Here is a 15729-nt window from a genome sequence, read left to right on the forward strand (position 1 = left end):
TGTTGCCGTCTATCTACAACTCGAAATCTATGGGGTATATATACCAGTCATACTTCAAGTTGCATGTGGGTTGGCTACGTTCAATAACCCGAATCACATACTGGAGTAAGTGATTCGGGATGAGTACGTTCGCTACCTGCTTGCAACACCAAATTCTTTGGATATATAAGTATAAAGAATAATTACGCGGTCAGACGAGAGGCGTCTTGCGCGATAACCAGCTCTTCGTTGGTCGGGATAACCAGAGCCAAGCGGCTGCCATCTTTGGTGATGGTGCCAGACTTACCAAAGCGTGCTGCCAGATTGCGTTCATGATCAATCTCAAAGCCCAGCAGTGCCAGTTTGTCCAAGGTCAGTTCACGCACCATTGCGGCGTTTTCACCAATACCACCCGTGAAGACAACCGCATCCAGACGGCCATCCATCAGTGCAGTATAAGCACCGATATATTTAGCCAGACGGTGGCAGAACACATCCATTGCACGGCGTGCATCTGCTTTGGTTTCATAGTTGTCTTCAACATAACGGCAGTCACTGGTGACTTCGGTCAGGCCCAGCAGGCCAGATTCTTTGGTCAATAGCTTGTTGATTTGATCAACGCTCATCCCCATAGAATCATGCAGGTGGAAAATGATTGCCGGGTCAATATCACCACTACGGGTACCCATAACCAGACCTTCCAGTGGCGTCAGCCCCATAGAAGTATCGACACATTTACCGTTACGAACCGCAGTGACAGAACCACCATTGCCCAAATGGCAAGTGATGACGTTCAGTTCTTCCAATGGTTTGTTCAGGACTTTGGCGGCTTCTTGGCTCACATAGAAGTGGCTAGTACCGTGTGCGCCATAGCGGCGAATACCATGTTCTTTATATAAGTTGTACGGCAGGGCGTAGAGATATGACTCTTCCGGCATAGTCTGGTGGAAGGCAGTATCGAACACTGCAACATTTTTATTAGCCAGATTCGGGAAGGATTTCAATGCTTCAGCGATACCGATCAGGTGTGCTGGGTTATGCAGTGGTGCAAACGGGATGGAATCTTTGATACCCTGAATAACTTCTTCGGTAACAATTGCTGATGCAGTGAATTTCTCGCCGCCATGAACGATGCGGTGACCGATAGCGGTCAGTTGAGCGGAAAGCTCTGGTTTTTGTGCCAGAATAGTATTAACAATGAAATTCAGTGCTTCGCTGTGTGCTGCACCAGCACCCAATGCGGCTTCGTGTTTACCACCATCCATTTTCCATTTGAGGCGAGCCTCTGGTAGGTGGAAGCATTCGGCTAAACCTGAGAGGTGTTCTTCACCGTTGGTTGCGTCGATGATTGCGAATTTCAGGGAAGAGCTACCGCAGTTAAGAACCAGTACTAGCTTACTCGACATGGAAGTACCTATTTATAGTCGTGTTTGGTATTTGTTTTTGTCTACTCGATACCAATAGTAGCGGAAGGACAAAAACAGCGAAAAACACGTGGTTAATAAAACGTCAATCTGTCCAAAAGCGTAGCGCATATTGGCGTCGACATTAATGATTAACATCATGCGATAGCAAAAAAGGCATGATGATGAAAAAATCGCTGATAAAACGTTAATGCCTGGTGGTAAAAACCTGTGCGATTTAACAAAATTGATTTAAATGCTGCGAAAAGTTGACATATTTAGTGTCATCTTCTATGCGGCCAAAAGGCCGGACTAGGATACCGATAGCGCCGCCTAAAAACAAAATATATTTAACAGACTAATTTTTAGTTTGTGGATTACAAAAAAATTTTTAATTTTTGCTTGTGAAGTTGAGGTGAGTCATGACAACAAAACCCTCTGATACCGTAAGTTGGTTTCAGATACTGAAGCTGGGCCAGCGCTATATGAAAACTTGGCCGGCGGATAAACGCCTAGCACCGGTGTTTCCAGAGAATCGTGTGTCGACGGCGACGCGTTTTGGCATTCGTTTTATGCCGCCGTTGGCCATCTTTACGCTGACTTGGCAAATAGCCCTAGGGGGCCAATTAGGGCCAGCCATTGCCACTGCACTTTTTGCCTGCAGTTTACCGATGCAAGGATTGTGGTGGTTAGGTAAACGTGCAATTACGCCGTTGCCGCCGACGTTATTGCAGTGGTTCCATGATGTACGGAACAAACTGGCAGAAGCCGGGCAAGCGGTGGCACCGATTGAACAGACACCGACTTACCAGTCGCTTGCCGATGTATTGAAACGCGCCTTTAAACAGTTGGATAAAACGTTTCTCGATGACTTGTAAAACACATTGAGGGCTGATGCGTTTTTTGATGCTCATCGTGGCATGATAGAGGAAGAGATACCGGGGCTTTGTTTGCTGCCGGGGCTTTTTGTGGATCTGTTAACAGCAGCGCAAAATCCCCTGTCAAATCAAAGTATGGCCCCACTCTGTATGCGATGATTTCCTCATTATTGATGTCTTAGGAGTGTAGTGATGGATATGACCAACGCCCAACGACTGATTCTGTCGAATCAGTACAAAATGATGACCATGCTGGATCCGGAAAACGCTGAACGCTATCGCCGACTACAAACTATCGTCGAGCGTGGTTTTGGTTTGCAGATGCGTGAACTGGACCGCGACTTTGGTGAGATGAGCGAAGAGACTTGCCGTACCATCATTAATATCATGGAGATGCATCACGCTTTGCAAGTCTCCTGTGGCAACCTAAAAGACAAACAAGACTTGGATGAGCGCCGCATTGCGTTCCTGGGTTTTGATGCCGCGACGGAATCCCGCTATCTAAGTTATGTGCGTTTTATGGTCAATACGGAAGGGCGCTATACCCACTTTGATTCAGGAACACATGGCTTTAATTCCCAAACTCCTATGTGGGATAAATACCAACGTATGCTGGCTATCTGGCAGTCATGCCCACGCCAGTATCATTTGAGTGCTGTTGAGATTTCGCAAATTATCAATGCTTGATTGGGCGTGATGGTTGGGTGATTGAATATATCCTCCGGGGTATAAATTGGTTTATTGATGAGGATGTGCTTGTGGAGTGTAAAGGTTTTCTTTTTGATTTGGACGGGACTCTGGTTGATTCATTACCTGCTGTTGAACGAGCCTGGATTGGCTGGGCGCAAGGCCGCGGCGTAGATCCATCAGAAGTTCTTGAATTTATCCATGGCAAACAAGCAATTACCTCTCTTCGCCATTTTATGCCAGGTGCAAATGATGCTGAACTTCAGGCAGAGTTTTTGGCATTAGAGCACATTGAAGCCAATGACACTGACGGAGTGACTGCGTTGCCGGGGGCTGTGTCACTGCTGGAACGACTTAACCGTTTGTCTATCCCGTGGGCTATTGTAACCTCAGGTTCAGTCCCCGTGGCTTCAGCTCGTCGTGCTGCGGGCCATCTACCGGAACCTAAAGTGTTTGTGACTGCTGAACAGGTTAAGCATGGCAAACCTATGCCTGATGCCTATCTGTTGGGAGCCGAACGTTTAGGGTTGGCTCCTGCCGACTGTATTGTGGTGGAAGACGCGCCCGCTGGGATTTTGTCCGGGCTGGCGGCAGGCTGCCAAGTGATTGCCGTGAATGCGCCTGCTGACACGCCAAAACTTGACCAAGTCGATTTGGTTCTCAGTTCACTTGAGCAAATTGCCGTTGACGCCACAGCAAATGGCGCAGTTGTTCGTGTTATTAATTAACCACTTTTTCTCGCTTTGATTGAGAGCGCCTTATGGCGCTCTTTTGCTGTGATAAATATAGCGCAGAGATAAATTTTTCAGAAAAAATATAATTTATGCGATTGCGGGATGGTAACCGCATAAATTTACAGCCATTATTGATCTCAAACAGCGGTATTGACTTCATTTAATGCTTTACTACGAGAGTCGGATACTCCCTCTTCACTTTCTGCCAACGAGGCCATTTTGAACAGCGAACTATTGTGGGTGTTGACGCTACTTCTGATAGCTATTGTGCTGTTTACTACCAATAAATTACGAATGGATGTTGTGGCGTTATTGGTCATTATTGCCTTCGTCATGAGTGGCACGTTGTCATTAGGGGAAGCCACTAGCGGGTTTAGCGATCCTAACGTGATATTGATTGCAGCCTTGTTTGTGATTGGTGAGGGGTTAGTGAGAACCGGCGTGGCCTATCAGGTCGGTGATTGGTTGGTGAAAGTGGCCGGTCACAGTGAAACCAAAATGCTGGCGCTTTTGATGGTGACAGTGGCAGGGCTTGGGGCCTTTATGAGTTCGACTGGGGTCGTCGCAATTTTTATCCCGGTAGTCCTGAGTGTGGCTAGCCGGATGAAGATTTCTCCGGGGCGGTTGATGATGCCGTTGAGTTTTGCCGGGCTTATTAGCGGCATGATGACGTTGGTTGCGACCCCGCCCAACATGGTTGTTAACAGTGAATTATTGCGAGAAGGCATCAAGGGGTTTGGCTTCTTTGGCGTCACACCGATTGGCCTTATCATCTTGCTGATGGGCGTTGGTTATATGTTAGTCGCCCGGCGTTGGCTGGGCGGTACACCGGCGAGTTCAGAAAAAGAGCAGCAATGGAAGCGCCGTACTTTCCGTGATCTGATTCGCGACTATAAACTGACGGGGCGCGCGCGCCGTCTGGCAATCCGCCATGATTCCCCCTTAATTGGCCGTTCTCTGGATGAACTTCATTTGCGCTCTCGCTATGGCGCGAACGTGGTCGGGATTGAGCGCTGGAAGCGTTTTCGTCGGGTTATGGTGAGCGCGACGGGTTCATCGGAACTGCGCGAAAACGATGTATTGCTGATAGATATGTCAGACAGTGGCATGGATTTACGTGAATTCTGCACTGATCAAATGTTAGAGCCGATGGTACTGCGGGGTGAGTATTTCTCTGAGCAGTCACGTAACGTTGGGATGGCTGAGGTATCGCTGATCCCTGACTCTACCTTGCTAGGAAAGAGTTTACGCGAAATGACTTTTCGAACGCGCTATGGCTTAAATGTGGTGGGCATTCGTCGCAACGGTAAGGTATTGGAAGGCAAACTGGTTGACGACAAATTGCAGTTTGGCGATATCTTGCTGGTGATTGGCGACTGGAAATTGATTCGCCAGTTACAGCAAAAAACGCGTGATTTCATCGTACTGAATTTGCCTGCAGAAGTTGACGAAGTGGCTCCGGCAATCTCACAAGCCCCGCATGCTTTATTTTGTCTGGCATTGATGGTGGCGATGATGTTGACCGACGAAGTCCCGAATGTGATTGCAGCGCTGGTGGCGTGTTTGCTGATGGGGCAGTTCCGTTGCATTGATATGGACAGTGCTTACCGTTCAATCCATTGGCCGAGTTTGATTTTGATTATCGGGATGATGCCCTTTGCACAAGCGCTACAGAAAACCGGAGGGGTGGATTTAATCGTCCGTGGTTTAATGGATGTTGCTGGTGGAATGGGGCCGCGGGTAATGTTGCTGTGCTTATTTGTATTGTGCGCCACCATTGGGTTATTTATTTCCAATACGGCCACCGCGGTATTGATGGCACCCATTGCAATTGCTGCCGCCCGCGAAATGTCAGTTTCTCCGTATCCCTTCGCAATGATTATTGGCATCGCGGCATCTGCCGCCTTTATGACGCCGGTTTCATCCCCAGTCAATACGCTGGTATTAGGCCCCGGTGGTTATAAATTTGGTGATTTTATCCGAATGGGGGTGCCGTTTACTTTTCTGGTGATGATTGTGAGTGTGATGGTGGTACCGCTGTTATTCCCATTTTAGCTTTTGTTATTGGCGCAACAAGGGCTAACCGCCGACTTGTCGCGCCAATAACACTGGAGCACGTAGGTTTCAATCCAGCGAGTCGAGGCTAATTTCATCCAGCGATAGGCTAAAGCTGGGGACAAATACTTCCATGAAGTAATCCATTTCTGGGCTTTGGCGCATCGCGAGCGTTTTCTCCAATCGCGCTTTAGCTTGAATAAATTCATTATTGCCCGCGGATAACTCCTCCAGACATTTAAGATAAGCGCAAAGGGCATCAGCCTGTTTAACCAGTGCTTTTTCCTCTTCACTGTAATAATGCTCATCCAGTAGACAGCGAAAATCGTGTTGTAACTCTTTTGGTAACATTTCGATCAGTTTTTGCTGTGCAACTTTCTCTATCTTTTTGTATTCATGGGCAATCTGAGGATTGTAATACTTGATAGGGGTGGGCAAATCGCCAGTTATCACTTCACTGGCATCGTGATACATCGCCAGCAAGGCAATTCGGTCGGCGTTAAGATTGCCATTAAATTTACGATTCTTAATGATAGCCAGTGCATGAGCGACAAAAGCCACCTGCAAACTGTGTTCAGAAACATTCTCTGTGCGGACATTGCGCATCAGTGGCCAACGGTTGATCAGTTTCAGGCGGGATAGGTGAGCGAAGAAGTGACTCATAGTGTTCTCTCTTTATCTTTGCAAATGCAGGTCTGCAGGTAGTTTATCAGAGTCGTTATTGAGTATGGGATCTGGTTTTAGTTGATATTGGTTCTGGTGAATAAGTTCAGTTGTGTGAGAATGGATTAGGTTTCGGTTGATATTCATTCAGTGGTCACTTGTTCTTCGAAGCCTGCCATCCTTGTCGGTAATATTCCTGATTGCGCTCAACATCAAAAAAGAAATTCAAAACCAAGAAACATGGCTTTGACCTGAGTGTTTAAAAGCACATTTGAACAGGAGTGAATCGACCGGTCCGTCAGCGAAACGATGAGCCGAGGGCTATCCACGAAGTGGGCTAACGATACGTGCGCAAGCGCGGGGATGACAGAAGGGGTCACACGCTTGTGACCCCTTTGGCGGCTGAGGTGACGGGGATTAAGTTGCCGTTGATCTCATGTCAACCGAACCGATCACCTGAACGATTACCAACCGGACTTGGTAGGCTAAATGAATATCAACCAAACTGAATTTCATTTATCTCGACCAACCCCATAAAACTTACTGGTGGTATGTCTCCAAGAACCGCCCCAACTTCCTCACGGCCATCTCCAACTCATCCACACGGGGAAGCGTTACAATCCGCACATGGTCCGGGTACGGCCAATTAAATGCACTGCCTTGTACCAGCAATACTTTCTCTTGCAACAGCAAGTCCAGCACCATCTTCTGGTCATCATGCAGATTAAATTTCTTGGCATCAATACGCGGGAACATATAGAGCGCGCCCTGAGGTTTCACGCAGGAAACCCCCGGGATTTCATTGATCAGCTCCCAAGCGCGGTCGCGTTGTTCATACAAACGCCCACCCGGCTGAATAAACTCGCTGATGCTTTGATAGCCACCCAATGCAGTTTGAATCGCGTGTTGCATTGGTACGTTGGCGCACAACCGCATCGAGGCCAACATTTCTAAGCCTTCGATATAACCTTTGGCGTGCTTCTTCGGCCCATTCAGTACCATCCAGCCTTGACGGAATCCCGCAACACGATAAGTCTTGGACAAACCATTGAATGTCACGGTCAGTAAATCTGGCGCCAGAGCGGCAATAGAATGATGCTGGGCTTCGTCATATAAAATCTTATCGTAGATCTCATCGGCGAAAATAATCAGGTCATTCTGACGAGCGATTTCGACAATCTCCAACAGCAGTTCTTTGCTGTAAACCGCGCCAGTTGGGTTGTTTGGGTTGATAATCACTATCCCACGAGTTCGTGGCGTGATTTTACTGCGGATATCATCCAAATCAGGGAACCAACCTGATTCTTCATCACACATATAATGCACAGCTTTACCGCTTGAAAGCGACACAGCCGCTGTCCATAAAGGGTAATCTGGGGCTGGCACCAACATTTCATCGCCAAGATTGAGCAATGCTTGCATGGATTGCACGATCAACTCAGAAACGCCATTCCCAATGTAGATATCCTCTACCGTCAGATCGCGCATATCGCGAGCCTGATAGTGCTGCATAATGGCTTTGCGCGCCGAAAACAGGCCTTTGGAGTCGCAATAGCCTTGTGCAGTCGGCAAATTACGGATCACATCCACCAGAATTTCATCCGGTGCATCGAAACCAAACGGGGCTGGGTTGCCGATGTTTAGTTTCAGAACCTTGTTACCTTCTTCTTCAAGACGCTTAGCTTCTTTTAGCACTGGTCCACGAATGTCATAACAGACGTTGTCCAGTTTGCTGGATTTCTCAATGGGGGACATAAAAAATTGAGCCTTTTGCTGGTAAAAGCGTGTCCTCAGCGTGGAACACTGCAAGGTGTTCAATGTACTCCGACGCCGTAGGTTTTTGAAGTTATATGCATATCTTTAGTGCAAAAGTCTGACGAGTGTAAAGAAGAGGGGGCGACACGGGGCTTTTTACTGTTTATCCCTCTTCGGTATATCTGATTGATGAGTTTATCTGAAGTTTTATTCTGATTGATTTCAACAGACATAACTGTAAACAAAATAAAGTTTCTACTGAGACTTTAAGCATTCTCTTTTGAGCGGAGATTTACCCATATAGTGAGTGTGGATACATCATTTTTCTGTGTTGTCGCGATAAGGATCTTAATTCAACAATTTATATCATCATACATATTTAGATTGGGTAAAAAAGAGAGAATTTGTAAATAGGAAAACTATTAAGGATTATTAATGTTAACATTGCGATTCTTTACTAATTCTTAGGCCTTACTGATTGAATTAACTCAATTGGATTAGAATTGAGGGCGAAGATATATTGATATTTTTTAATATTTTTCAACTTTTGCACCTTGCCTATTTAATTAAAATAGAGTGGCTACTTTTTATAAAAGCAGCAAAGAATCAGGGTTACTAAAGAAAAAAATCTTCATTTATCGAAGATTTAGCGTATTTTTATGACCTAATTCACAAACAAATACAGAGTTACACCAATAGTTTTTTTTAAAAAGAGATAGCGGTAACGAAATATAAGTAAATTTTTTGCCCTACTCTAATGAGTGGGGTACTGTCATACTTAGCGTTGTCCCTTATTGATAGCGCTGATACTTAAACACCAGGGTAGTTTGTAATTAGAATTCAAAAAAGTGAAGAATACACTATGACAAATGCAAATCGTCCGATAATTAATCTCGACCTCGATCTGCTTAGAACCTTTGTAGCTGTTGCTGACTTGAATACTTTTGCCTCTGCTGCTGCAGCGGTTTGTCGAACTCAGTCAGCAGTTAGCCAACAAATGCAACGGTTAGAACAGTTAGTCGGTAAGGAGTTATTTGCCCGTCATGGGCGTAACAAATTACTTACTGAACATGGTCTCCAGTTACTTGGCTATGCCAGAAAAATCTTGCGTTTCAACGATGAAGCTTGTACGTCACTGATGTACAGTAATATAGAAGGGTCACTTATTATCGGCGCATCGGATGATACTGCCGATACGCTGCTACCTTTCTTATTAAATCGAGTAGCGACGCTTTATCCTCGGCTGGCAATTGATGTGCGGGTGAAACGTAGCCCACTCATCGCTGACATGCTGAGTCAAGGCGAAGTGGATCTGGCCATTACCACGGCTAAGGTCGACACTCATCCTCATGTGATCTTAAGAACATCACCTACGCTTTGGTATTGTTCCGCCGACTACCAGTTCCAGTCTGGTGAATCAGTACCGTTAGTGGTGATGGACGAGCCTAGCCCGTTCCGCGATATGGCAATAGAACATCTGACCAGAGCGGGTATCGCATGGCGAATCGCCTATGTCGCTTCTTCACTTTCTGCCATTCGGGCAGCGGTGAGGGCGGGGCTAGGTGTGACCGCCAGACCAATAGAAATGATGAGTCCTGACTTGCGTGTATTGGGTGAGACAGAAGGGTTACCCCGCCTGCCTGAAACGCATTATTCGCTTTGTAAAGACAACCAGTGTGGCAATGAATTGGCGCTCGCCATCTTCGATGCTATGCAAACCGGCCATCAACATGGGTTGCAGTCTGGCTCGGATTTAATACTGGATTCTGATTATTTAATAGACGATCAAAGCTAAGTATTTAGGTTATAAAAGCATCATAAGCCCCTTGTTTTAGGGGCTTTTTTATTTTTATTTTTGACTAAATATTCATTTTCACTGATTTCAGTTTAATTTTGCATTCAACTCGTCGTTTTGATTCACTTATAGATGTTTATCTCGATAAGTTTACCGTCGATAAACCAGATTAACTTAATGGTTAATATCTATTTTATTATTAGCATTATATTTTTTATTAAAACATCGTTTCATTTATTTTAAATACTAAATAGCAACTTTTCATACCAAATATTTATGAAATAACACTCAAAACGTGTTCTGGATCAAAAAAATACCCCTAGCTAGTGAGTGGAAGAACCGGTTATTCCTGAGACAATGGTATAGTTAAAGATGACTATCCAAGTTGGTTTATATGTGTATGTTCTGGCTTAACAAATTACTGACTCGATTTAGCTTTATGAGTCGCACCAAATGTTAAGTAAGATCGTGCGTTTGTAAATTAATCTGTTGTTACTTTTGTCAAAGTTGACAAAAGGTTACTGAAAGGAGTAAAAAGCCCACAGTAAAACACTGGCTAAACAGTTGTAAAGACAGTGTGTTTTGTGTGGTTTTTATCCTTCCCTTTGAATCGATGTGGTGCGCTAACTGCCAGTACAAGAGCAGGATGTCCGACGCCACTTTTGATGAGTAAGCAATGAGTATGTCAACAACCACTGAAGTTATCGCTCATCATTGGGCGTTCGCTGTATTCCTGATCGGCGCTATCGGGCTGTGCGGTTTGATGCTGCTAGGTGCGTTCTTTCTGGGTGGGAGAGCTCGGGCCCGCGCCAAAAACGTCCCCTATGAGTCGGGTATTGACTCGGTAGGTTCTGCGCGCATGCGTCTGTCTGCCAAGTTCTACCTGGTCGCCATGTTCTTCGTTATTTTCGATGTTGAAGCCTTATACCTGTATGCGTGGTCAATCTCTATCCGTGAGAGTGGCTGGGTCGGCTTTATCGAAGCAACCATTTTCATTTTGGTGCTTTTGGCTGGTTTGGTTTATCTGGTGCGCATCGGCGCTCTGGACTGGACTCCTGCGCGTTCTAGTCGTCGCGTGAGTAAACCGAGCATAGTCAAATACGCCAGCAGTCATCCGCAAGCGCAAGATAATCGCCAATAATTAATATAGCGAGGCATTAACATGGACTATACGCTCACCCGCATAGACCCTAACGGTGAGAACGACCGTTACCCCCTGCAAACTCAGGAAACCGTCAGCGGCGATCCTCTCGAGCAACATGTCCACCGTAGTGTTTACATGGGTAAACTTGAGACCGCCATGCATGACATGGTGAACTGGGGGCGTAAGAACTCTCTTTGGCCGTATAACTTCGGTCTTTCCTGCTGTTATGTGGAGATGGTGACATCATTCACTGCTGTACACGACGTGGCACGTTTCGGGGCCGAAGTATTACGCGCCTCACCGCGTCAGGCCGATTTCATGGTTGTGGCCGGTACTTGTTTTACCAAAATGGCTCCGGTTATTCAGCGTCTGTATGAACAAATGCTGGAACCTAAATGGGTTATCTCTATGGGCGCCTGTGCCAACTCCGGCGGCATGTACGATATCTATTCCGTAGTACAAGGCGTGGATAAATTCCTACCGGTAGACGTGTATATTCCTGGTTGCCCACCGCGTCCGGAAGCTTATATGCAAGCTTTGCTGCTGTTGCAGGAATCTATCGGTAAAGAGCGCCGTCCTCTCTCTTGGGTTGTGGGTGATCAAGGTGTTTACCGCGCCAATATGCAACCAGAAAGAGAACGTAAGCATGCTGAACGAATTGCAGTAACTAACCTGCGTACTCCTGACGAGATCTAAGCTGACTATTTCTACGGGAATAGTCGCGTAAGATTTTGGTACGTAAGTGATTTGTTTTTGGATAGAACCGTTTTCTTCCAGAACATGTGTGCGGCAAAAGACCACAAAATGACACATTCAGTGTGGTGAAAAAACAGTGTGGTGAATAAATAATGACCGATTTAACGACGTCCGACAGCACCCAGCCTGCGTGGCAGACCCGAGATCATCTTGATGATCCGGTGATTGGTGAACTGTCGAACCGTTTTGGGCCTGAGGCCCTTGTTGTTCAGGCTACCCGTACCGGGATGCCCGTGGTATGGATCAAGCGTGAACAATTACTGGAAGTAATGTCGTTCCTGAGAAAACAACCGAAGCCGTATGTCATGCTGTTTGATTTGCATGGTGTTGATGAGCGCCTTCGTACTCACCGCCAGGGCCTCCCTGCTGCGGATTTTTCTGTTTTCTATCATCTGATTTCCATTGAGCGTAACCGTGACATCATGCTGAAAGTGGCACTGTCTGAAAAAGACATGCATGTGCCCACAGCAACCAAGATTTTCCCTAATGCCAACTGGTATGAGCGTGAAACTTGGGAAATGTTCGGTATTACCTTTGATGGTCACCCGCACCTGACGCGCATCATGATGCCGCAGAGCTGGGAAGGTCACCCGCTGCGTAAAGATTACCCCGCGCGTGCCACGGAATTCGATCCCTTTGTGCTGACCAAGCAGAAAGAAGATCTGGAAATGGAATCACTGACCTTCAAACCCGAAGATTGGGGCATGAAGCGCGGAACCGAAAACGAGGACTTCATGTTCTTGAACCTCGGCCCGAACCACCCCTCTTCACACGGTGCGTTCCGTATCGTGTTGCAGCTTGATGGTGAAGAGATTATCGACTGCGTGCCAGATGTGGGTTACCACCACCGTGGCGCGGAGAAGATGGGCGAACGCCAATCTTGGCACAGCTACATTCCTTATACCGATCGTATCGAATACCTTGGCGGTTGTGTGAACGAAATGCCTTATGTGCTGGCAGTGGAAAAACTGGCTGGTATTGAGGTTCCGGATCGCGTCAAAACCATCCGAGTGATGTTGTCTGAACTTTTCCGCATCAACAGCCACTTGTTGTACATCAGTACCTTCATCCAAGACGTTGGTGCCATGACACCGGTGTTCTTCGCCTTTACCGACCGGCAGAAAGTGTATGACTTGGTGGAAGCTATCACTGGTTTCCGTATGCATCCGGCCTGGTTCCGCATTGGTGGTGTCGCGCACGATCTCCCACGTGGTTGGGAACGTCTACTGCGTGACTTCCTTGACTGGATGCCAAAACGCCTTGATTCCTACGTCAAAGCCGCATTACAGAACAGCATCCTAAAAGGGCGTTCTATTGGTGTGGCGGCTTATAATTCTAAAGAAGCGTTGGAATGGGGTGTGACCGGTGCTGGCCTGCGTGCGACAGGTGTTGAATTTGACGTGCGTAAATGGCGTCCGTATTCCGGTTATGAAAACTTTGATTTTGAAGTGCCAATCGGTAACAACGGCGACTGTTATGACCGCGTGATGCTGAAAGTGGAAGAGTTGCGTCAAAGCCTGCGCATTCTGGAGCAATGTTATAAAAACATGCCAGAAGGACCATTTAAGGCTGACCATCCACTGACAACGCCACCACCGAAAGAACGTACGCTGCAACATATCGAAACGCTGATCACTCACTTCCTGCAAGTTTCATGGGGTCCAGTGATGCCAGCTAACGAATCATTCCAGATGGTTGAAGCGACCAAAGGGATCAACAGCTACTATCTGACCAGTGATGCCAGCACCATGAGTTATCGCACCCGGATACGTACACCAAGCTATGCCCATTTGCAGCAGATCCCATCGGTTATCCGTGGCAGCTTGGTATCTGACTTGATCGTCTATCTGGGCAGTATCGATTTTGTAATGTCTGATGTGGACCGCTAATTATGAGTGATCAAAAAGAGACTCAGGTAAATAACGAAAGCCAAAATGTGGCGAACCTGGCAGTCAATGCGGCTGAACCGGCGACCACAACTGACGTTTTCGAATTGAGTGCTGAAGAACGTGATGCTATCGAACATGAGAAGCACCATTACGAAGATGCCCGCGCCGCGTCAATCGAAGCACTAAAAATTGTGCAGAAGAAACGGGGCTGGGTACCGGATGGTGCGATTCATGCTATTGCTGATGTGTTGGGTATCCCAGCCAGTGATGTTGAGGGTGTGGCGACATTTTACAGCCAGATCTTCCGCCAACCCGTTGGGCGTCATGTGATCCGTTACTGTGACAGCGTGGTGTGCCACATCACAGGTTATCAGGGGATTCAGGCTGCGATTTCGAAAAAACTCAGTATTCAACCGGGGCAGACGACTTTTGATGGCCGCTTTACATTGCTGCCGACCTGCTGTCTGGGTAACTGTGATCGTGGCCCGACGATGATGATCGACGACGATACCCACAGCTACTTGAAACCTGAAGATATTGAAAAGTTACTGGAGCAATATCCATGACCATGACTTCAGGTTTTACCAAAGAGATCGTCCGTACCCCGGAAATGCACCCGCTGACTTGGCGTTTGCGTGATGACAAACAACCCGTGTGGCTGGATGAATATCGCAGCAAAACCGGGTACCAAGGTGCTGAAAAAGCCTTAAAAGGCATGGCACCACCTGATGTTGTTAGCTTGGTCAAAGACGCTGGCCTGAAAGGGCGTGGCGGTGCTGGCTTCTCCACGGGTTTGAAGTGGAGTCTGATGCCAAAAGACGAAAGCATGAATATTCGGTATTTGCTGTGTAATGCCGATGAGATGGAGCCTGGCACCTATAAAGACCGCTTGCTGATGGAGCAATTGCCTCATCTGTTGGTGGAAGGGATGCTGATCAGTGCCTTCGCGCTGAAAGCCTACCGTGGCTACATTTTCCTGCGTGGCGAATACATTGAAGCCGCTGCTAACCTGCGTCGTGCCATTGCTGAGGCTAACGAAGCGGGTTTGCTGGGCAAAAATATCATGGGCAGCGGTTTTGATTTCGAGCTGATTGTCCATACCGGTGCTGGCCGTTACATCTGCGGTGAAGAAACCGCGTTGATTAACTCGCTAGAAGGTCGTCGAGCTAACCCTCGTTCTAAACCACCTTTCCCTGCATCTTCTGGTGTTTGGGGCAAACCGACTTGCGTGAATAACGTGGAGACGCTGTGTAACGTCCCCGCCATTCTTGAGCATGGTGTTGAGTGGTACCAAGGGATCACTGCCGGTAAAAGTAACGATGCCGGTACTAAACTGATGGGCTTCTCTGGCCGGGTGAAAAATCCAGGTCTGTGGGAACTGCCGTTTGGTATCACTGCCCGTGAAATTCTAGAAGATTATGCGGGCGGTATGCGCGATGGTTTGAAATTCAAAGCTTGGCAGCCAGGTGGTGCAGGGACTGACTTCCTGACCGCCGACCATTTAGATTTGCCGATGGATTTCGAGAATATTGCTAAAGCAGGCAGCCGTTTAGGAACTGCACTGGCGATGGCGGTAGACCACGAAATTGGTATGGTCCCGCTGGTGCGCAATTTGGAAGAGTTTTTCGCCCGTGAATCTTGTGGCTGGTGTACACCTTGCCGCGATGGTTTGCCATGGAGCGTGAAGATCCTGCGTGCACTGGAGCGCGGCGAAGGTCAGCCGGGCGACATCGAGACGCTGGAGCAACTGTGCCGCTTCTTGGGGCCGGGAAAAACCTTCTGTGCTCACGCGCCGGGCGCGGTAGAACCACTACAAAGTGCGATCAAATATTTCCGGGAAGAATTCGAAGCCGGGATCGCCGCTAAAGACTATGGCAACACCCGAGCCATAAGTGGTATTCAACCGAACAACTTGCTGAAGCAGCGCTGGTGACACCTTGGCTCACATGAGATGCATTAAATGTGGCGTCTCGGTGTGCCAGATAAGAAAG

The 15729-nt window shown here is 47.3% G+C and carries 13 protein-coding genes; 10 read left to right on the top strand and 3 right to left on the bottom strand.

Annotated elements, in window-relative coordinates:
- Positions 1-182: 182 nt before the first annotated feature.
- Entirely contained in the window at positions 183-1385 is a 1203-nt protein-coding gene (gene ackA, locus ACIOG0_RS07450; protein WP_050140352.1) for an acetate kinase, read from the bottom strand.
- Between the two features lie 419 nt (positions 1386-1804).
- Between ackA and yfbV the strand changes: the two genes are divergently transcribed.
- From yfbV to ACIOG0_RS07470, 4 genes are all read left to right on the top strand, one after another.
- Positions 1805-2260, top strand: coding sequence for a terminus macrodomain insulation protein YfbV (gene yfbV / locus ACIOG0_RS07455; RefSeq protein ID WP_050096893.1), 456 nt, complete (start codon positions 1805-1807; stop codon positions 2258-2260).
- Between the two features lie 192 nt (positions 2261-2452).
- Positions 2453-2947, top strand: a complete 495-nt coding sequence (locus ACIOG0_RS07460; RefSeq protein ID WP_050096894.1) for a YfbU family protein — start codon at positions 2453-2455, stop codon at positions 2945-2947.
- A 71-nt stretch (positions 2948-3018) separates the two neighbouring features.
- Positions 3019-3675, top strand: a complete 657-nt coding sequence (locus tag ACIOG0_RS07465) for a sugar phosphatase (RefSeq protein ID WP_050097731.1) — start codon at positions 3019-3021, stop codon at positions 3673-3675.
- Positions 3676-3900: 225 nt separating this feature from the next.
- Positions 3901-5736 carry an SLC13 family permease gene (locus tag ACIOG0_RS07470; RefSeq protein ID WP_050096895.1) on the top strand — a complete coding sequence of 612 codons (1836 nt, stop codon included), beginning with the start codon at positions 3901-3903 and terminating at the stop codon, positions 5734-5736.
- A gap of 69 nt (positions 5737-5805) precedes the next feature.
- On the opposite strand, the gene yfbR is transcribed toward ACIOG0_RS07470, so the two are convergent.
- Positions 5806-6399 (bottom strand): 5'-deoxynucleotidase, encoded by a 594-nt coding sequence (yfbR, locus tag ACIOG0_RS07475; RefSeq protein WP_050096896.1) that lies wholly within the window; start codon positions 6397-6399, stop codon positions 5806-5808.
- A 540-nt stretch (positions 6400-6939) separates the two neighbouring features.
- Positions 6940-8154: a pyridoxal phosphate-dependent aminotransferase gene (locus ACIOG0_RS07480; RefSeq protein ID WP_050096897.1), complete on the bottom strand. Its 1215-nt coding sequence runs from the start codon at positions 8152-8154 to the stop codon at positions 6940-6942.
- Between the two features lie 862 nt (positions 8155-9016).
- On the opposite strand from ACIOG0_RS07480, the gene rovM reads away from it, so the two are divergent.
- The 6 genes from rovM (at position 9017) to nuoF (ending at position 15671) form a co-directional block, all read left to right on the top strand.
- Complete coding sequence (gene rovM / locus ACIOG0_RS07485; protein ID WP_050096898.1) at positions 9017-9949, top strand: virulence transcriptional regulator RovM; 933 nt, start codon at positions 9017-9019, stop codon at positions 9947-9949.
- Between the two features lie 676 nt (positions 9950-10625).
- A complete protein-coding gene (gene nuoA / locus ACIOG0_RS07490) occupies positions 10626-11090 on the top strand; it encodes an NADH-quinone oxidoreductase subunit NuoA (protein ID WP_050096899.1) in 465 nt (154 codons plus the stop codon).
- A 21-nt stretch (positions 11091-11111) separates the two neighbouring features.
- Positions 11112-11789 carry an NADH-quinone oxidoreductase subunit B family protein gene (locus tag ACIOG0_RS07495; RefSeq protein ID WP_050096900.1) on the top strand — a complete coding sequence of 226 codons (678 nt, stop codon included), beginning with the start codon at positions 11112-11114 and terminating at the stop codon, positions 11787-11789.
- 152 nt (positions 11790-11941) lie between these two features.
- Entirely contained in the window at positions 11942-13738 is a 1797-nt protein-coding gene (gene nuoC / locus ACIOG0_RS07500) for an NADH-quinone oxidoreductase subunit C/D (RefSeq protein ID WP_050096901.1), read from the top strand.
- 2 nt (positions 13739-13740) lie between these two features.
- Complete coding sequence (gene nuoE / locus ACIOG0_RS07505; RefSeq protein ID WP_050140354.1) at positions 13741-14304, top strand: NADH-quinone oxidoreductase subunit NuoE; 564 nt, start codon at positions 13741-13743, stop codon at positions 14302-14304.
- Positions 14301-15671, top strand: a complete 1371-nt coding sequence (gene nuoF, locus ACIOG0_RS07510) for an NADH-quinone oxidoreductase subunit NuoF (RefSeq protein ID WP_050096903.1) — start codon at positions 14301-14303, stop codon at positions 15669-15671. The genes nuoE and nuoF overlap by 4 nt, the downstream gene beginning before the upstream one ends.
- Positions 15672-15729: the final 58 nt, after the last annotated feature.

The organism is Yersinia vastinensis, assembly GCF_044905075.1.
Taxonomy (GTDB): domain Bacteria; phylum Pseudomonadota; class Gammaproteobacteria; order Enterobacterales; family Enterobacteriaceae; genus Yersinia; species Yersinia vastinensis.

Bases quoted from the DNA above. Each gene is read 5' to 3' on its own strand.
- ackA (WP_050140352.1), bottom strand. From the start codon at position 1,385: ATGTCGAGTAAGCTAGTACTGGTTCTTAACTGCGGTAGCTCTTCCCTG.
- yfbV (WP_050096893.1), top strand. From the start codon at position 1,805: ATGACAACAAAACCCTCTGATACCGTAAGTTGGTTTCAGATACTGAAG.
- ACIOG0_RS07460 (WP_050096894.1), top strand. From the start codon at position 2,453: ATGGATATGACCAACGCCCAACGACTGATTCTGTCGAATCAGTACAAA.
- yfbR (WP_050096896.1), bottom strand. From the start codon at position 6,399: ATGAGTCACTTCTTCGCTCACCTATCCCGCCTGAAACTGATCAACCGT.
- ACIOG0_RS07480 (WP_050096897.1), bottom strand. From the start codon at position 8,154: ATGTCCCCCATTGAGAAATCCAGCAAACTGGACAACGTCTGTTATGAC.
- rovM (WP_050096898.1), top strand. From the start codon at position 9,017: ATGACAAATGCAAATCGTCCGATAATTAATCTCGACCTCGATCTGCTT.
- nuoA (WP_050096899.1), top strand. From the start codon at position 10,626: ATGAGTATGTCAACAACCACTGAAGTTATCGCTCATCATTGGGCGTTC.
- ACIOG0_RS07495 (WP_050096900.1), top strand. From the start codon at position 11,112: ATGGACTATACGCTCACCCGCATAGACCCTAACGGTGAGAACGACCGT.
- nuoC (WP_050096901.1), top strand. From the start codon at position 11,942: ATGACCGATTTAACGACGTCCGACAGCACCCAGCCTGCGTGGCAGACC.
- nuoE (WP_050140354.1), top strand. From the start codon at position 13,741: ATGAGTGATCAAAAAGAGACTCAGGTAAATAACGAAAGCCAAAATGTG.
- nuoF (WP_050096903.1), top strand. From the start codon at position 14,301: ATGACCATGACTTCAGGTTTTACCAAAGAGATCGTCCGTACCCCGGAA.